Raw genomic sequence first — 16,091 nt, forward strand, 5'->3', positions numbered from 1 at the left:
GCTGCCGCACAGGCAGTACAGACAGGCGCCATGCCAGCCAGTACAGCCCCCATGCACGCCCAGGCTGTACGGCCCCAGGTGGCGCGCGCCTGCGGCTGGCGCGCATGCCGTGGCGCCCGCACAGTGCAAGCCATGGCATACACCGCACTCCTCCTCCCTCCAGCCCCCCGTTCCACGCCCTGGCAGCAGACCGCGCTGGCGCCCCGCCAGCCGGTGCAGACGCTGGCCGTGCGCCGGGGCGAAACCGCCCTGGTCGAGGCCACGCAGGGCCGCATCTGGCTGACCCGCGACGGCCAGCCGCAGGACCACATCCTGGAGGCCGGGCAGCGCCTGGCGTTCACCGGCCCGGCGCGGCTGCGCGTCAGCGCCGAGGACGGCGGTGCGCAGCTGCGCTGGGCCAGGGTGCGGGCTTAGCCCTCCTGCTGGAGCCGCATCTCGGCCGCGCGGGCGTGGCCCTGCAGGCCCTCGCCGTGGGCCAGCACGCTGGCGATCTCGCCCAGCGCCTGCGCGCCCTGGGCGCTCACCTCGATGAGGCTGCTGCGCTTCTGGAAGTCGTACACGCCCAGCGGCGAGGAAAAGCGCGCCGTGCCGCTGGTGGGCAGCACATGGTTCGGGCCGGCGCAGTAGTCGCCCAGGCTCTCGCTGGTGTAGGCGCCGAGGAAGATGGCACCCGCGTGCTTCAGCAGCGGCTCCCAGCGGTGCGGGTCGTTGCTGCTCACCTCCAGGTGCTCGGGGGCGATGCGGTTCGAGATGGCGCAGGCTTCTTCCATGCTGCGCGTGTGGATCAGCGCGCCGCGCCCGCTCAGGCTCTTGGCGATGATCGCGGCGCGCGGCATCTCGGGCAGCAGGCGGTCGATGGCGGCCTGCACGGCGTCGATGTAGGCGGCGTCCGGGCACAGCAGGATGCTTTGCGCCAGTTCGTCGTGCTCGGCCTGGCTGAACAGGTCCATGGCCACCCAGTCGGGCGGCGTGCTGCCGTCGGCCAACACCAGGATTTCGCTCGGCCCGGCAATCATGTCGATGCCCACCAGGCCGAACACATGCTTCTTGGCGCTGGCCACGTAGGCATTGCCGGGGCCGGTGATCTTGTCCACCTTCGGCACCGTGGCCGTGCCGTAGGCCAGCGCGGCCACCGCCTGCGCGCCGCCGATGGTGAAGGCGCGCGTGACGCCGGCCACGTAGGCGGCGGCGAGCACCAGCTCGTTGCGCTCACCGCGCGTCGCCGTGGCGGCGCCGGTGCCGCCCGTGGCCACGCTGCCGCGCACGGGCGTGGGCACGGCCATGATGATTTCCTGCACGCCCGCCACGTGCGCGGGGATGGCGTTCATGAGCAGGCTCGACGGGTACGCGGCCTTGCCGCCGGGCACGTAGATGCCCACGCGGTCCAGCGGTGTGACCTTCTGGCCCAGCAGCGTGCCGTCCTCGTCGCGGTAGCTCCAGCTCTCGCCGCTGGCGCGCTTTTGCGCCTCGTGGTACTTGCGCACGCGGTCAGCGGCCGCCTGCAGCGCGCTGCGCTGGGCGGCGGGGATGGCGTCGAACGCGGCCTTGAAGTCGGCCTGGGTCAGTTCCAGCGCCACCATGTCGGGGGCCGAGAGGCCGTCGAAGCGGGCGGTGTATTCCAGCACCGCGGCGTCGCCGCGCTGCCGCACGTCGGCCAGGATGCCGGCCACGCGCTGCTCGATAGCGGCATCGGTGTCGGCCGACCAGTGCAGGCGCTGCGCGAAATCTTGCTCGAAAGTGGCGCTAGACGTTGACAGGCGTTCGGGAGTAGCTACAAAAGTCATAGTCCTCAATCCTGGGGTATGGCTGACGCGAAGACATCGATGATGCGCTTGAGCGGCGCCTGCTTGAGCTTGAGCGCGGCCTGGTTGACCACCAGGTGCGAGCTGATGTCCATGATGCGCTCGACTTCCACCAGGTGGTTGGCCTTGAGCGTGTTGCCGGTCGAGACCAGATCGACGATGGCGTCGGCCAGCCCGGTGAGCGGCGCCAGCTCCATGGAGCCGTAGAGCTTGATCATGTCCACGTGTACGCCCTTGGTGGCGAAGAAGTCGCGCGCGATGCTGGTGTACTTGGTGGCCACGCGCAGGCGCCCGCCCTGGCGCACGGCCTGCTGGTAGTCGAAGTCGGCGCGCACGGCCACGCTCACGCGGCACTTGGCGATCTGCAGGTCCAGCGGCTGGTACAGGCCCTGGGCGCCGTGCTCGATCAGCGTGTCCTTGCCGGTCACGCCCAGGTCGGCGCCGCCGTACTGCACGTAGGTGGGCACGTCGGTGGCGCGCACCAGCACCACGCGCACGCCGGGCTGGTTGGTCGGCAGGATGAGCTTGCGCGACTTTTCCGGGTCTTCCAGCACCTCGATGCCGGCGGCGGCCAGCAGCGGCAGGGTCTCGTCGAAGATGCGGCCTTTGGAGAGGGCGAGGGTGATCATGCGGAGATTCTTTCGATGTCTGCGCCCAGGCCGCGCAGCTTGGCTTCCATGGCGTCGTAGCCACGGTCGAGGTGGTAGATGCGGTCCACCACGGTGTCGCCGCGCGCCACCAGCCCGGCGATGACCAGGCTGGCCGAGGCGCGCAGGTCGGTGGCCATGACGGTGGCGCCCGAGAGCTGCGCGCCGCCCGTGACGGTGGCCACGCGCCCGTCGATGGCGATGCGCGCGCCCAGGCGCGCCAGCTCGTTGACGTGCATGAAGCGGTTTTCAAAGATGGTTTCGGCCACCGTCGCCGTGCCCTGGGCCACCACGTTCAGCGCCATGAACTGCGCCTGCATGTCGGTGGGAAAGCCGGGGTACTCGGTGGTGCGAAAGCCCTGCGCCTTGAGCTGGGCGGCGCCGGGGCTGTGGATGCGGATGCCGCCCTCCACCGCCTGCACGGCCACGCCGGCGTCGTGCAGCTTGTCGATCACGGCGTCGAGGTGGTCGGCGCGGGCGTGGCGCAGCAAGGCCTCGCCGCCCGTGGCCGCCACGGCGCACAGGAAGGTGCCGGCCTCGATGCGGTCGGCCACCACCTGGTGCGTGCAGCCGTGCAGCGTGGCCACGCCCTGGATGCGGATGCGGCTGGTGCCGTGGCCTTCGATCTTCGCGCCCATGGCGATGAGCATCTCGGCCAGGTCGGTGATTTCGGGCTCTTGCGCGGCGTTTTCCAGCACGGTTTCGCCCTCGGCCAGCGTGGCGGCCATGAGCAGGTTCTCGGTGCCGGTGACGGTGACCATGTCGGTGGTGATGCGCGCGCCCTGCAGGCGCTCGCGCCCGGCGGGCAGTGCCGCGACCATGTAGCCGTGCTCGACCACGATGTCGGCGCCCATGGCTTGCAGGCCCTTGATGTGCTGGTCCACCGGGCGCGAGCCGATAGCGCAACCGCCCGGCAACGACACGCGCGCGCGGCCGAAGCGCGCCAGCAGCGGGCCCAGCGCCAGCACCGAGGCGCGCATGGTCTTGACCAGTTCGTAGGGCGCCTCGGGGTTCAGCCCGCCGGGCGCAGTGAAGCTCATGCCGCCGCGCTCGCCGTGCGTCTCGGTGGCCACGCCCATGTGGTCGAGCAGGCGGCGCATGGTGCGCACGTCGTGCAGGCGCGGCACGTTGACCAGGTGCACCGGCTCGGCCGTGAGCAGTGCGGCGCACATCTCGGGCAGCGCGGCGTTCTTGGCGCCGGAGATGGTCACCTCGCCCTGCAGGGAGCGGCCGCCGCGTACCAGTAATTTATCCATGATTTTTAAGCCAAATCGGGCCCTAGCCCTTGTGCAGCAAGCGCCAGCAGCTATGAAGTAAGAAGCAATCTCAGGCCGCTTGCGCGGCCGACCACTCGGCGGGCGTGAAGGTCTTCATCGACAGCGCGTGCACCTCGTCGCGCTGCATCTTGTCGCCCAGCGTGGCGTACACGCGCTGGTGGCGCTGGATGGGGCGCTTGCCCTCGAACTCGGCCGAGACGATGGTGGCGTACCAGTGGCGGCCGTCGCCCTCGAGCGCGAGGTACTCGCAGGGCAGGCCTGCGCTGATGATGTCCTTGAGGTGGTCTGCGGTCATGGCGGTGAAATTAATTGCGGATTTTGTAACCCGTGCGCAGCAGGTGCACGGCGAGCGCGCTCACGGCCAGCCAGGCCGTGCCGACGATGGCCAGGCTGAGCCACGGCGAGGTGTCGCTCTGCCCGAAGAAGCCGTAGCGGAAACCGTCCACCATGTAGAAGAACGGGTTCAGGTGGCTCACCTGCTGCCACAGCGGCGGCAGGGACTGGATCGAATAGAACACGCCCGAGAGGAAGGTCATGGGCACGATGATGAAGTTCTGGAACGTGGCCATCTGGTCGAACTTGTCGGCCCACAGCCCGGCCACCACGCCCAGCGTGCCCAGCAGCGCCGCGCCGAGGAAGGCGAACACCACGATCCACACGGGCGCGGCGAACTCCGGCCGCGCGAACGCCAGCGTGACGGTGAACACGCCCAGCCCCACCAGCAGCCCGCGCAACACCGAGGAACCGACGTAGGCCACGAACCAGGCCCAGTGCGACAGCGGCGTGAGCAGCACGAACACCAGGCTGCCCATGATCTTGCTCTGGATGAGGCTGGACGAGCTGTTGGCAAAGGCGTTCTGCAGCACGCTCATCATCACCAGCCCCGGCACGAGGAAGGCGGTGTAGCTCAGGCGGTCATACACCTTGACGTGGTCTTCCAGCACGTGGCCGAAGATCAGCAGGTAGAGCACGGCGGTAAGCACGGGCGCGGCGACGGTCTGGAAGGCCACCTTCCAGAAGCGCAGCACCTCCTTGTAGAACAGCGTGCGCCAGCCGGTCATGCGGCCTCCGCGCGGGTATTGCTTGCGCCCATCACCTGCAGGAACACGTCCTCCAGGTCGGCGCGGCGGATCTCCACATCCTCGGGGGCGATGCCGGCCTGGCGCAGCGCCGCCAGGTGGTGCTCGATCTCGGCGGCGTCGTGCGCGGGCAGTTGCACGATGCGCCCGGTCACGCGCGCCTGCGCGGCCACGGCGGGCGGCAGCGCCGCGTCGGTCTTGAATTGCAGCACGTTGGACGTGGCGGTCTTGAGCAAATCGGACGTGCGCGACAGGGCCACCATGCGCCCGTTCTTCAGCATGGCGATGCGCTGGCACAGCGCCTCGGCCTCTTCCAGGTAATGCGTGGTCAACAGCACCGTGTGGCCCTGCTTGTTGAGTTTGTCGATGAAGTGCCACAGCGTCTGGCGCAGCTCCACGTCGACGCCGGCCGTGGGCTCGTCGAGCACGATGATGGGCGGCTTGTGCACCAGCGCCTGGGCCACCAGCACACGGCGCTTCATGCCGCCCGAGAGCTGGCGCATGTTGGCCGTGGCCTTGTCGGCCAGGCCGAGGTTTTCGAGCAGTTCGTCGATCCAGGCGTCGTTGCGCTGCACGCCGAAGTAGCCGGACTGGATGCGCAGCGTCTCGCGCACGTTGAAGAACGGGTCGAACACCAATTCCTGCGGCACCACGCCGAGCTGGCGGCGCGCGTTGGCGTAGTCGGCCTGCACGTCGTGCCCGCGCACCAGCACGCGCCCCTGGCTGGCGCGCGCCAGCCCGGCGAGGATGCTGATGAGCGTGGTCTTGCCCGCGCCGTTGGGGCCGAGCAGGCCGAAGAATTCGCCCTCTTCAATGTCCAGGCTGACCTGGTGCAGTGCCTGGAAAGGGCCCTTGGGCGTGGCGTAGGTCTTGGAGACCGATTGGAAGGAGACGGCGGCGGGCATGGGAACCTGCCATTTTACGGTTTCAACCACGGCACTGCTGCCGCGGGGTCAGGCAGCGGCGGGCAGCAAGCCGTCTACGCCATACAGGCCGGCCATGCTCGCCAGGCCGGCGGGCAGGCCCTTGACGGCGAAATCCTTGCCCCGGGTGAGGGCCTCGCGGCGGCATTCGAGCAGCACGGCCAGCGCGGCGCTGTCGAATACCGCCAGGGGTCCGGCATCGACGACGAGGCGCGGCCCCTGCAGCGCCTGCAGTCCCTGCAGCAGCAGGCGCAGGCAGGCACTGGCCTGGCGGTGGGTCAGCTCGGGCGGCAGGACCAGCATGGCGGCGGGGCTTACTTGCTCTCGCCCGTGGCGTTGCGCTGGGCCAGGGTGGCGATCAGGCCATCGACGCCCTTGGCGTTGATCTCCTGCGCGAACTGGTTGCGGTAGGTCTCGACCAGCCACACGCCCATGACGTTGAGGTTGTAGATCTTCCAGCCCGCGCCCTCGCCCGGGGTCTTTTCCAGGCGGTAGTCAAGCTGCACCGGGTCGCCCCGGCCACGCACCTCGGTGCGCACCAGCACGTCGGTGTCGCCGGGCTTGGCGCGCAGCGGCTTGACGGTGACGCGCTCGTCCTTGACCTGGGCCAGCGCACCCGCGTAGGTGCGCACCAGCAGGGTCTTGAACTCCTGCTGCAGGCGTGCCTGCTGCTCAGGCGTGGCCTTGCGCCAGCCCGGGCCCACGGCGGAGGAAGTCATGCGGCGGAAGTTCACGTGCGGCATGACCACCTTGTCCACCAGCGCGACGATCTTTGGAATGTCGCCGTTCTGGAACGACTTGTCGGTGCGCAGGGTTTCCAGCGCGTCGGCGCTGACGCGCTGGATCAGCGCATCGGGCGCCTCGTCGGCGGCCCATGCGGGGGCGGCCAGGGCCAGCACGGTGCTGGCGCCCAGGCCCAGGGCCAGGCGGTGGAGGGAGCGGCGGTTCATCATGGCGGGCATCCTTTTCTTTTCATTCCTCGGGCGGCAGGCGCCCCGCGTCGTCATCGGCGTCATCCAGCAGCAGCTCCTGGCCGGCCTGCTGGGCACGCATCTGCAGGTAGGCGTCGCGCGTGAAGGCGTATTTGTCGAGCGCGGCGTAGTCCAGCACCGAGGTCACGCCGAGCAGGTTGGCGCGCTTGTTGACGGCGCGCAGCACGTACAGCGAATTGCGCACCGGGATGTCGTTGACCCGGCGCGAGACGATGTCGCCCTCCCAGTCCACGACGAAGCCCGCAGTGTCGCGCACGCTCGACGGCCCGAGCAGCGGCAGCACCAGGTACGGGCCGCTGGGCACGCCCCAGCGCGCCATGGTCAGGCCGAAGTCCTGCTTGTGCCGCTCGACGCCAGCCTCGGAGGCGATGTCGAACAGGCCGCCGATGCCCAGCACCGTATTCACGCTGAAGCGCACGGCGCTGTTGAAGGCGCCTTCGAGCTGCAGCTGCAGCAGGTTGTTGACGAAGGACCAGGCATCGCCCAGGTTGGCGAACACGTTGGTCACGCCCTGGCGCGCCACGCCGGGCACCACGTCCTTGTAGGCCGTGGCCACGGGCTTGACGACGGCGCCGTCCACGTCGTCGTTGAAGCGGGACATGGCGCGGTTGTAGCCCTCGAAAGGGTCGGCGGGGTTGGCCTGCGGGCCGCTGGCGCAGCCGGCCAGCAGCGCGGCGCCGAGCAGCGCGGCGGCCGCAACGTGGCCGCGCGCAGCGGCGGAGGGGGTCGTCGTGGAGGTCATTTCTTGTTGGAGTTTCCGGGGGCGCTGCCGCCCTCCTCGGCCTTGCCGTAGAGGAACTGGCCGATGAGGTTTTCCAGCACCACGGCGGACTGGGTGGAGGTCACCTTGTCGCCGTTGGCGAGGTTCTTCTCGTCGGCACCGGGGTCGATGCCGATGTACTGGTCGCCCAGCAGGCCGCTGGTCAGGATCTTGAGCGAGCTGTCGCGGGGAAACTTGTAGCTGTCCTGCAGCGACAGCGTCACCTGGGCCTGGTAGGTGGTGTCGTCGAACGCGATCGACTCCACGCGCCCGACCACCACGCCGGCGCTGCGCACCGCCGCCTTGGGCTTGAGCCCGCCGATGTTGTCGAACAGCGCCGTAACGCGGTAGCCCGACTGGAAGCTGATATTGAGCAGGTTGGCCGACTGCAGCGCCAGGAAAACCAGCGCCGCAGCGCCGATCATGACGAACAGGCCGACCCAGACATCGTTCTTGGAATGCTGCATGGTTGTTTTGTCTTTCAAATGCTGAACATCAGGGCCGTGAGGACGAAGTCCAGGCCCAGCACGGCCAGCGACGCCATGACCACGGTGCGCGTGGTGGCACGCGACACCCCCTCGGGCGTGGGCTTGGCGGCGTAGCCCTGCAGCAGCGCCACGAAAGTCACCGTGAGGCCGAACACGAAGCTCTTGAGCACGCCGTTGCCCAAATCCTGCCAGACATCGACACCGCTTTGCATCTGGCCCCAAAAGGCCCCACCGTCAACCCCGATCATCAGCACGCCCACGATCCAGCCGCCGATCACGCCCACGGCGCTGAACACCGCCGCCAGCAGCGGCATCACGATCACGCCGGCCCAGAAGCGCGGCGCCAGGATGCGGCTGACCGGGTCCACCGCCATCATTTCCATGGCACTGAGCTGCTCGCCCGCCTTCATCAGGCCGATCTCGGCCGTGAGCGAGGTGCCCGCACGTCCGGCGAACAGCAGTGCCGTGACCACGGGCCCGAGCTCGCGCACCAGCGACAGCGCCACGAGCAGGCCCAGCGCCTCGGCCGAGCCATAGCGCTGCAGCGTGTAGTAGCCCTGCAGCCCGAGCACGAAGCCCACGAACAGGCCCGACACGGCGATGATGGACAGCGAGTAGTTGCCCAGGAAGTGGATCTGGTCGCCCACGAGCTGCGGACGGCGCAGCGCCGTGCCCAGCAGGCGCAGCAATTGCACGAACAGGCGCGTGCCCTGGCCGACGTCCGCCAGCTTGCCGCGCACGGCATGGCCCACATGGGCGGGGTGCCACCAGCTCATCGGCCACCTCCACCGTAGGACGTTCCGGCCGGACCGAAATCCTGCGCCACCTCGGGGCCGGGGTAATGAAAGGGCACCGGCCCCGTGGGCAACGCGTTGACGAACTGGTGCACCAGCGGGTCCTGGCTGGCGCGCACCTCTTCGGGCGTGCCCTGGGCGGCCACGCAGCCGGGGCCCAGGACGATGACGTGGTCTGCCACGCGGAAGGTTTCGTCGAGGTCGTGCGACACCAGGATGGTGGTCAGCCCCATGGCATCGTTGAGGCGGCGGATGAGCTGGGCCGCCGTGCCCAGGGAAATCGGGTCGAGCCCGGCGAAAGGCTCGTCGTACATGACCAGTTCCGGGTCCAGGACGATGGCCCGCGCCAACGCCACGCGCCGCGCCATGCCGCCCGAAACCTGGCTGGGCATCAGGTCGCGCGCGCCGCGCAGCCCGACGGCGTGCAGCTTCATCAGCACGATGTCGCGCACCAGCTCGTTCGGCAGATCGGTGTGCTCGCGCAGCGGAAAGGCCACGTTCTCGAACACGCTCATGTCGGTGAACAAGGCGCCGAACTGGAACAGCATGCCCATGCGGCGGCGCGCTGCGAAAAGCTGCTCGCGCGCCATGGCGCCCACGTCCTGCCCGTCGAACAGCACCTGGCCCTGCTGCGCGCGCTGCTGGCCGCCGATCAGGCGCAGCACCGTGGTCTTGCCGCCGCCCGAGGCGCCCATCAGCGCCGTGACCTTGCCACGCGGCACCTGCAGCGAGACGTCGCGCAGGATCACGCGCTCGCCATACGAGAACGTGACGTTGCGCAGTTCCACCAAAAGAGCGGGTTCAGCCATGCTGCGGAGGGGTTGGGGGTGTTGGGATGGAGGCGATTGTCAGGGCAAACCCGGAAACCGCGATGGTAACAGAACATACATTCATGCATGTTTGTAAGTTGCATCACAACATGCTCTGCAGAAACGCCCGCGTGCGCGCATGGCGCGGCCGGGCGAAGAACTCGGCGGCGGGGGCCTGCTCGATGAGTTCGCCCCCGTCCATGAACGCGACGCGGTGCGCCACTTCGCGGGCAAAGCCCATCTCGTGCGTGACCACCAGCATGGTCATGTGTTCCTGCGCCAGCTCGCGCATCGTGCGCAGCACTTCCCCGGTGAGCTCGGGGTCGAGCGCCGAGGTGGGCTCGTCGAACAGCATGATGTCCGGCTCCATGCACAGGGCCCGGGCAATGGCCACGCGCTGCTTCTGGCCGCCGGACAGGCGCGCCGGGTAGTTGTCGCGCTTGGCCGACAGGCCGACCTTGGCGAGCAGCTTTTCCGCCCGCGCCACGGCCACGCCGCGCGCCGCGCCCTGGACCACCAGGGGCGCCTCGATGAGGTTCTCCAGCACCGTGAGGTGCGGGAACAGGTTGAAATGCTGGAACACCATGCCCGTCTTGGCGCAGATGCGGCGCACCTGCGCCTCGGCCGGGTAGCGGCAGTGGCCCTGGGCGTCGGTACTGGCCAGCACCTCGCCCTCGATGGCGATCTGGCCGCCGTCGATGGTCTCCAGGTGGTTCAGGCAGCGCAGGAAGGTGCTCTTGCCCGAACCGGACGGCCCGATCACCGCCACCACCTCGCCGCGCGCCACCGAGAGCGACACGCCGCGCAGCACCTCGTGGTGGCCGAAGCGCTTGCGCAGGTCGCGCGCGTCGATCATCGGGGCCTCACTGGTCGAATTTGGCATAGCGTTGCTCCAGGCGCTGGAAGGCCCAGGTGAGCACCAGGGTCATGACGAGGTAGAAAGCCGCGGCCACGATGAACGGCGTGGTCGTGAAGTCGCGCTGCACGATGCCGCGCGCGGCGCGCAGCAGGTCGTTCAGCGCCAGCACGTAGATCAGCGAGGTGTCCTTGACCAGCGTGATGGTCTCGTTGCTCATGGGCGGCAGGATGTTGCGCACCATCTGCGGCAGCACGATGCGGCGCATCGTTTGCCCATAGTTCATGCCCAGCACCTTGGCAGCCTCGTACTGGCCACGGTCCACCGACTGGATGCCGGAGCGGAAGATCTCGGCGAAGTACGCCGCGTAGTTCAGGGCGAACGCCGCCACGGCGGCCGGAAAGTCCGGCAGGCGCACGCCGATCACCGGCACGAACGGCAGCGCGAAGTAGATGAAGAGCATCTGCAGCATGAGCGGCGTGCCGCGCATGAGCCAGATGTAGCCGTTGACGCATGCCGACAGCGGCTTGAGGCGCGACACCCGCGCCAGCGCCAGCGCCAGTCCCAGGGGCACCGCCAGCGCCAGCGTGATGAGAAACAGCTTCAGGGTGACTGCGGCGCCTTGCGCCAACGGCCCCAAAAGAGAGAGTACGTAATCCATGGGGTCACGACAGTTCAGTGTTTTGCACGGCCCGCAGCCGTTGCAACTGGCGCGCCCTAAGCCAGCAGACGCCGCGCAAGGGCCGCCCCGCCGCGCTGGCGGCGTCCCCCTTCCCGCAAAGCGCAGCTTTGCGAGAGAAGGGGGAAGGAGCGAAGCGACACAGGGGGTTGTTCGCTATTACTTGATGATGTTTTTGCCGAACCACTGCTCGGCGATCTTCGCGGCGCTGCCGTCGGCCTTCATGTCGGCCAGGGCCTTGTCGATCTTGCCGTGCAGCTCGGTGTCGTCCTTGCGCAGGCCGACGCCGTATTCCTCGGTGCCGAAGTTGTCCTCCAGCACGGCGTACTGGTCAGGCTTCTTGGCCACGTAGTAGCGGCCCACCACTTCGTCCACCACCACGGCTTCGAGGCGGCCGGTGGTCAGGTCCATCAGCGCGGTCACGTTGTCGCCGAAGGTCTTGAGTTCCTTGAACGACTTGTAGACGGCCTCTTCCTTCTTGATGGCGTCCACGGCGCTGGAGCCTTCCTGGGCGCCCACCACCTTGCCGGCCAGGTCGGCCTTGGCCTTGATGGCCGAGCCCGCTGCCACCACGATGATCTGGTGGTTTTCCATGTAGGGCGCGGTGAACAGGATGTTCTGCTTGCGCTCCTCGGTAATGGTCAGGCCGTTCCACAGCGCGTCCACGCGCTTGCCGGAGAGTTCGGCTTCCTTGGCGCTCCAGTCGATGGGCTTGAACTCGACTTCCAGGCCCAGGCGCTTGGCGGCTTCCTTGGCCATGTCGATGTCGAAGCCGACGAGCTGGTTCTTCTCGTCGCGGAAGCCCATGGGCGGGAAGTTGTCGTCCAGGCCCACGACGATCTTGGTCACCGCGGCTGGGGCAGGCGCGGGGGCGGCGGCGGGCGCGGCGGGCTCCTGCTTGGAGCAACCGGCGAGCACGGCGCCCAGGGTGAGCAGGGCTACGGTAGCAAACTTCTTCATGGCGTGGCGATCCTTGAAAAGAACGGACAAGGGGAAATCCCCGAACAAAACCCAGCATTGTCCCACCGAAGCAGCCGCGCGGGGCCCATGCCCCGCAAAGTCACCCGGCCCTAGCCCGGCCCCGCCGCGCCCCCGTCCATCAGCAGGCCCTGGTGGCGCGCCACCACGTCGCGCAGGAAATCCCACAGCGCCCGCACCCGCGCCAGGTCGCGGCGGTTCGCGGGCGCAGCGATCCAGAAGGTGCGCTGCACGTCGATCACCTCGGGCAGCACGGGCACCAGCTGCGGGCTGTGCGCCGCCATGAAGCACGGCAGCACCGCCAGCCCGCGCCCGGCGCACGCCACGTTGTACTGCGCCACCACGCTGGTGCTGCGCAGGGGCGTGTGCGCCTGCGGCACGACGGCGGCCAGGTAGCGCAGCTCGTTGCTGAACACCAGCTCCTCGACATAGCCCACGAAGCGGTGCCCGCGCAGGTCGCGCGGATGGGTGATGGGCGCATGGCGCGCCAGGTAGTCCCGGCTGGCGTACAGGCGCAGGCGGTAGTCGCACAGCTTGCTGCACACCTGGCCGCTGCTGTGCGGGCGCTCCACGTTCACGGCCAGGTCGGCCTCGCGCTGCGAGAGGTTGATGAAGCGCGGCACGATGAGCAGCTCGACCTGGATGCCCGGATGGCGCTCGGTGAAGTGGCTCAGGTGCTGGGCCAGGAAGAAGCTGCCGAACCCTTCGGTGGCCCCCAGGCACACGTGGCCGGTCAGCGCATGGCGCTCGCCGCCGATGTCCTCGCCCACCCGCACCATGGAGTTCTCCATCTGCTCCACATGCTCCAGCAGGCGGTGCCCGGCCATGGTCAGCACATGGCCGGCGGGGGTGCGCTCGAACAGCTGCGCCCCCAGCTCCTTCTCCAGCCGGTGCAGCCGGCGCGTGATGGTGGAGTGATCCACCTCCAGGCGGCGCGCCGCCTCCTGCGCGGACTGCGCGCGCACCACGGCGAGAAACAGGCGCAGGTTGTCCCAGTTGGTGTGCTCGATAGCCATGGCGCTGCCGGTTGGTGGTGCAAATTTGCAAGAAGGATATGCCCAAAAACCGTATCCGTTTGCAGAAGTGCTGAATTAAAGTGGCCCTGGGCATGGCGCGCGCCAGAGACCCGCAAGACACCAAGGAGACATTTCATGCGATTCATCCGACATTCGTTGGCCCTGGCCGTGCTCGCGCTCGGCGCCACGGCCCAGGCCCAGATTTCCGGCGACATGGTCAAGATCGGTGTGTTGACCGACATGGCCGGCCCCTACTCCGGCATGGGCGGCGCGGGCTCCGTGGTGGCCGCGAAGATGGCCGTTCAGGACTGCCTGCAGGCCGAGTGCAAGGGCATGAAGATCGAGGTGGTGAGCGCCGACCACCAGAACAAGGCCGACATCGCCGCGACCAAGGCGCGCGAGTGGCTGGACCGCGACGGCGTGGACGCCATCGCCGACATCACCAACTCCGCCGCCGCGTTGGCCGTGCAGAAGCTGGTGCGCGAAAAGGGCGGCATCGCCATGCACAGCGGCCCGGCCACCACGCGCCTGACCGACGACGAGTGCGCGGAGAACGGCTTCCACTGGATGTTCGACACCTACTCTTCGGCCTCCGGCGCGGCCACCGCGCTGACGAAGAACGGCGACAAGAGCTGGTTCTTCGTCACGGTGGACTACGCCTTCGGCCACTCGCTGGAAAAGGACGCCACCGAGATGGTGCAGGCCAACGGCGGCACGGTGCTGGGCAGCGTGCGCCACCCGCTGAACGCGAGCGACTTCTCCTCCTTCATCCTGCAGGCGCAGAACTCCAAGGCCCAGGTGATCGGCCTGGCCAACGGCGCGCAGGACACGGTGAACGCCATCAAGGCGGCGCGCGAGTTCGGCATCGGCGGCAAGGGCCAGAAGGTGGCTTCACTGCTCATGTTCCTGACCGACGTGCACTCGCTCGGCCTGCGCCAGGCGCAGGGGCTGATGTTCTCCGAGGGCTTCTACTGGGACATGGACGAGAAGACCCGCGCCTTCGCCACCCGCTTCGAGAAGCTGCACAAGGGCTTCAAGCCCACCATGGTGCAGGCCGGCGTGTATTCCAGCGTGCGCCACTACCTGAAGGCCGTGGCGGCGGCCAAGACCGATGACTCCAAGGTCGTGGCCCCAAAGATGCGCGAGCTGCCCATCGACGACCCGGTGATGCGCAACGCCAGCATCCGCCCCGACGGCCGCGTGATCCACGACATGTACCTGTTCCAGGTCAAGGCCCCGAACGAATCCAAGGGCCCCTGGGACTACTACAAGACCGTCAGCACCATCCCCGCCAACATCGCCTTCAAGCCCCTGGCGCAGTCGAGCTGCCCGCTGGTGAAGAAGTGAACCCCGGAGCCCTCCACATGACCACCCCGACAACCATCCACCACTTCATCGGCGGCAAGCCCTACCCCTCCCAGGCCACCGCGTGGCGCGACGTGACCAACCCCGCCACGCAGGAAGTCGTCGCCCGCGTGCCCTTCGCCACGCGCGACGAGGTGAACCTGGCCGTCGCCAACGCGCAAGAGGCCTTCCATACTTGGCGCAGCACCTCGCTGGGCGCGCGCATGCGCATCATGCTCAAGCTGCAGCACCTGATCCGCGAGCACACGGCCGAGCTGGCCCAGCTCATCACGCGCGAGCACGGCAAGACCCTGCCCGACGCCGAAGGCGAAGTGGCGCGCGGCCTGGAGGTGGTGGAGCACGCCTGCTCCATCACCACGCTGCAACTGGGCGAGATTGCCGAGAACGCCGCCACGGGCGTGGACGTGTACAACCTGCTGCAGCCGCTGGGCGTGGGCGCGGGCATCACGGCGTTCAACTTCCCCGTGATGCTGCCCTGCTTCATGTTCCCCATGGCCATCGCCTGCGGCAACACCTTCGTGCTCAAGCCCTCGGAGCAGGACCCCAGCTCCACCATGCGCCTGGTGGAACTGGCGCACGAGGCCGGCGTACCGCCCGGCGTGCTCAACGTGGTGCACGGCGGCCCGGAAGTGGCCGACATGCTCTGCGACCACCCCGACATCAAGGCGCTGTCGTTCATCGGCTCCACGCACGTGGGCACGCACATCTACCGCCGCGCGAGCGAGGCGGGCAAGCGCGTGCAGTCGATGATGGGCGCCAAGAACCACTGCGTGGTGATGCCCGACGCGCCCAAGGAGCATGCGCTGAACAACCTGCTGGGCTCGGCCTTCGGCGCCGCCGGCCAGCGCTGCATGGCGAATTCGGTGGCCGTGTTCGTGGGCGCCGCGCGCGACTGGCTGCCCGAGCTGGTGGAAAAGTCCAAGGCCATGAAGGTCGGCCCCGGCACCGACCGCGGCGCCGACCTGGGGCCGCTGGTCAACCCGCGCGCCAAGGAGCGCGTGGTGGGCCTGATCGACTCCGGCGTGGCGCAGGGCGCCAAGCTGCTGCTGGATGGCCGCGGCTGCGTGGTGCCCGGCTACGAGAAGGGCAACTTCGTCGGCCCCACGGTGTTCGCCGACGTAACCGACGCCATGGACATCTACCAGCAGGAGATCTTCGGCCCCGTGCTCAACGTGGTCTGCGTGGACACGCTGGAAGACGCCATCGCCTTCATCAACCGCAACCCCAACGGCAACGGCACCTCCATCTTCACCAGCAGCGGCTGGGCGGCGCGCAAGTACCAGCACGACATCAATGTGGGCCAGGTGGGCATCAACGTGCCGATCCCCGTGCCCGTGGCCTATTTCAGCTTCACCGGCTCGCGCGCCTCCAAGCTCGGCGACCTGGGCCCCAACGGCAAGCAGGCGGTGCAGTTCTGGACGCAGACCAAGACCGTCACCGCCCGCTGGTACGAGGAAGGCAGCCGCTCGGACGGGGTGAACACCACCATTTCGATGAAGTAGGCCCAGCCCCTCCCCTCCTCCGGCAAGCGCTGGCGTCCCTGCGTTGCATGGCTGCCAGCGCTTTTTCAATGGCGTGCGCCATTGCAGACAAAAATAGCCTGTAGCCCGCTCCAGGAAAGCGCCA

At 68.4% G+C, this 16,091-nt stretch carries 19 protein-coding genes; 3 read left to right on the top strand and 16 right to left on the bottom strand.

The genetic code is table 11. From position 1 onward, the window contains the following. Positions 1 to 132 precede the first annotated feature (132 nt). Positions 133 to 414 (top strand): DUF2917 domain-containing protein, encoded by a 282-nt coding sequence (locus YS110_10705; GenBank protein ID UJB65185.1) that lies wholly within the window; start codon positions 133 to 135, stop codon positions 412 to 414. Here the strand turns inward: YS110_10705 and hisD are convergent. The 16 genes from hisD to YS110_10785 form a co-directional block, all read right to left on the bottom strand. Beyond that, positions 411 to 1,784, bottom strand: a complete 1,374-nt coding sequence (gene hisD / locus YS110_10710) for a histidinol dehydrogenase (GenBank protein UJB65186.1) — start codon at positions 1,782 to 1,784, stop codon at positions 411 to 413. The genes YS110_10705 and hisD overlap by 4 nt on opposite strands. A 5-nt stretch (positions 1,785 to 1,789) precedes the next feature. Beyond that, the gene (locus YS110_10715; protein UJB65187.1) at positions 1,790 to 2,431 is read right to left on the bottom strand and encodes an ATP phosphoribosyltransferase; all 642 of its coding nucleotides are present in this window, start codon (positions 2,429 to 2,431) and stop codon (positions 1,790 to 1,792) included. Beyond that, on the bottom strand, positions 2,428 to 3,705 hold the full coding sequence (murA, locus tag YS110_10720) for a UDP-N-acetylglucosamine 1-carboxyvinyltransferase (GenBank protein UJB65188.1): 1,278 nt from the start codon (positions 3,703 to 3,705) through the stop codon (positions 2,428 to 2,430). The genes YS110_10715 and murA overlap by 4 nt, the downstream gene beginning before the upstream one ends. A gap of 70 nt (positions 3,706 to 3,775) precedes the next feature. After that, positions 3,776 to 4,021 carry a BolA family transcriptional regulator gene (locus YS110_10725; protein UJB65189.1) on the bottom strand — a complete coding sequence of 82 codons (246 nt, stop codon included), beginning with the start codon at positions 4,019 to 4,021 and terminating at the stop codon, positions 3,776 to 3,778. A 10-nt stretch (positions 4,022 to 4,031) separates the two neighbouring features. Further along, a complete protein-coding gene (locus YS110_10730) occupies positions 4,032 to 4,787 on the bottom strand; it encodes an ABC transporter permease (protein ID UJB65190.1) in 756 nt (251 codons plus the stop codon). Then, a complete protein-coding gene (locus YS110_10735) occupies positions 4,784 to 5,710 on the bottom strand; it encodes an ABC transporter ATP-binding protein (GenBank protein ID UJB65191.1) in 927 nt (308 codons plus the stop codon). The genes YS110_10730 and YS110_10735 overlap by 4 nt, the downstream gene beginning before the upstream one ends. A gap of 48 nt (positions 5,711 to 5,758) precedes the next feature. Further along, on the bottom strand, positions 5,759 to 6,031 hold the full coding sequence (locus YS110_10740) for an STAS domain-containing protein (protein UJB65192.1): 273 nt from the start codon (positions 6,029 to 6,031) through the stop codon (positions 5,759 to 5,761). An 11-nt stretch (positions 6,032 to 6,042) separates the two neighbouring features. Next, a complete protein-coding gene (locus tag YS110_10745; protein UJB65193.1) occupies positions 6,043 to 6,681 on the bottom strand; it encodes an ABC transporter substrate-binding protein in 639 nt (212 codons plus the stop codon). A gap of 19 nt (positions 6,682 to 6,700) precedes the next feature. Beyond that, complete coding sequence (locus tag YS110_10750) at positions 6,701 to 7,462, bottom strand: VacJ family lipoprotein (GenBank protein ID UJB65194.1); 762 nt, start codon at positions 7,460 to 7,462, stop codon at positions 6,701 to 6,703. After that, on the bottom strand, positions 7,459 to 7,947 hold the full coding sequence (mlaD, locus tag YS110_10755) for an outer membrane lipid asymmetry maintenance protein MlaD (protein UJB65195.1): 489 nt from the start codon (positions 7,945 to 7,947) through the stop codon (positions 7,459 to 7,461). Before mlaD ends, YS110_10750 begins: the two co-directional genes overlap by 4 nt. A gap of 14 nt (positions 7,948 to 7,961) precedes the next feature. Then, positions 7,962 to 8,744, bottom strand: coding sequence for a lipid asymmetry maintenance ABC transporter permease subunit MlaE (mlaE, locus tag YS110_10760; protein ID UJB65196.1), 783 nt, complete (start codon positions 8,742 to 8,744; stop codon positions 7,962 to 7,964). After that, a complete protein-coding gene (locus YS110_10765; GenBank protein ID UJB65197.1) occupies positions 8,741 to 9,571 on the bottom strand; it encodes an ABC transporter ATP-binding protein in 831 nt (276 codons plus the stop codon). Before YS110_10765 ends, mlaE begins: the two co-directional genes overlap by 4 nt. A gap of 103 nt (positions 9,572 to 9,674) precedes the next feature. Next, positions 9,675 to 10,427, bottom strand: coding sequence for an amino acid ABC transporter ATP-binding protein (locus YS110_10770; protein UJB67421.1), 753 nt, complete (start codon positions 10,425 to 10,427; stop codon positions 9,675 to 9,677). Positions 10,428 to 10,434: 7 nt separating this feature from the next. Then, complete coding sequence (locus YS110_10775) at positions 10,435 to 11,088, bottom strand: amino acid ABC transporter permease (protein ID UJB65198.1); 654 nt, start codon at positions 11,086 to 11,088, stop codon at positions 10,435 to 10,437. Positions 11,089 to 11,265: 177 nt separating this feature from the next. Continuing rightward, entirely contained in the window at positions 11,266 to 12,066 is an 801-nt protein-coding gene (locus YS110_10780) for an amino acid ABC transporter substrate-binding protein (GenBank protein UJB65199.1), read from the bottom strand. Between the two features lie 110 nt (positions 12,067 to 12,176). Then, positions 12,177 to 13,100 (bottom strand): LysR family transcriptional regulator, encoded by a 924-nt coding sequence (locus YS110_10785; GenBank protein ID UJB65200.1) that lies wholly within the window; start codon positions 13,098 to 13,100, stop codon positions 12,177 to 12,179. Between the two features lie 135 nt (positions 13,101 to 13,235). Here YS110_10785 and YS110_10790 point away from each other — a divergent pair, with 135 nt between their 5' ends. After that, on the top strand, positions 13,236 to 14,447 hold the full coding sequence (locus tag YS110_10790) for an ABC transporter substrate-binding protein (GenBank protein ID UJB65201.1): 1,212 nt from the start codon (positions 13,236 to 13,238) through the stop codon (positions 14,445 to 14,447). Positions 14,448 to 14,464: 17 nt separating this feature from the next. Beyond that, a complete protein-coding gene (locus YS110_10795; GenBank protein ID UJB65202.1) occupies positions 14,465 to 15,967 on the top strand; it encodes a CoA-acylating methylmalonate-semialdehyde dehydrogenase in 1,503 nt (500 codons plus the stop codon). Positions 15,968 to 16,091: the final 124 nt, after the last annotated feature.

The organism is Acidovorax sp. YS12 (assembly GCA_021496925.1).
GTDB lineage: Bacteria > Pseudomonadota > Gammaproteobacteria > Burkholderiales > Burkholderiaceae_C > Paenacidovorax.

Excerpts from the sequence above, each read along its gene's own strand:
- YS110_10735 (UJB65191.1), bottom strand. The coding sequence starts at position 5,710 with ATGCCCGCCGCCGTCTCCTTCCAATCGGTCTCCAAGACCTACGCCACG.
- YS110_10740 (UJB65192.1), bottom strand. The coding sequence starts at position 6,031 with ATGCTGGTCCTGCCGCCCGAGCTGACCCACCGCCAGGCCAGTGCCTGC.
- YS110_10725 (UJB65189.1), bottom strand. The coding sequence starts at position 4,021 with ATGACCGCAGACCACCTCAAGGACATCATCAGCGCAGGCCTGCCCTGC.
- murA (UJB65188.1), bottom strand. The coding sequence starts at position 3,705 with ATGGATAAATTACTGGTACGCGGCGGCCGCTCCCTGCAGGGCGAGGTG.
- YS110_10790 (UJB65201.1), top strand. The coding sequence starts at position 13,236 with ATGCGATTCATCCGACATTCGTTGGCCCTGGCCGTGCTCGCGCTCGGC.
- YS110_10775 (UJB65198.1), bottom strand. The coding sequence starts at position 11,088 with ATGGATTACGTACTCTCTCTTTTGGGGCCGTTGGCGCAAGGCGCCGCA.
- YS110_10780 (UJB65199.1), bottom strand. The coding sequence starts at position 12,066 with ATGAAGAAGTTTGCTACCGTAGCCCTGCTCACCCTGGGCGCCGTGCTC.
- YS110_10745 (UJB65193.1), bottom strand. The coding sequence starts at position 6,681 with ATGATGAACCGCCGCTCCCTCCACCGCCTGGCCCTGGGCCTGGGCGCC.
- mlaE (UJB65196.1), bottom strand. The coding sequence starts at position 8,744 with ATGAGCTGGTGGCACCCCGCCCATGTGGGCCATGCCGTGCGCGGCAAG.
- YS110_10705 (UJB65185.1), top strand. The coding sequence starts at position 133 with ATGGCATACACCGCACTCCTCCTCCCTCCAGCCCCCCGTTCCACGCCC.
- YS110_10795 (UJB65202.1), top strand. The coding sequence starts at position 14,465 with ATGACCACCCCGACAACCATCCACCACTTCATCGGCGGCAAGCCCTAC.
- YS110_10770 (UJB67421.1), bottom strand. The coding sequence starts at position 10,427 with ATGATCGACGCGCGCGACCTGCGCAAGCGCTTCGGCCACCACGAGGTG.
- hisD (UJB65186.1), bottom strand. The coding sequence starts at position 1,784 with ATGACTTTTGTAGCTACTCCCGAACGCCTGTCAACGTCTAGCGCCACT.
- YS110_10715 (UJB65187.1), bottom strand. The coding sequence starts at position 2,431 with ATGATCACCCTCGCCCTCTCCAAAGGCCGCATCTTCGACGAGACCCTG.
- YS110_10730 (UJB65190.1), bottom strand. The coding sequence starts at position 4,787 with ATGACCGGCTGGCGCACGCTGTTCTACAAGGAGGTGCTGCGCTTCTGG.
- YS110_10750 (UJB65194.1), bottom strand. The coding sequence starts at position 7,462 with ATGACCTCCACGACGACCCCCTCCGCCGCTGCGCGCGGCCACGTTGCG.
- YS110_10765 (UJB65197.1), bottom strand. The coding sequence starts at position 9,571 with ATGGCTGAACCCGCTCTTTTGGTGGAACTGCGCAACGTCACGTTCTCG.
- YS110_10785 (UJB65200.1), bottom strand. The coding sequence starts at position 13,100 with ATGGCTATCGAGCACACCAACTGGGACAACCTGCGCCTGTTTCTCGCC.
- mlaD (UJB65195.1), bottom strand. The coding sequence starts at position 7,947 with ATGCAGCATTCCAAGAACGATGTCTGGGTCGGCCTGTTCGTCATGATC.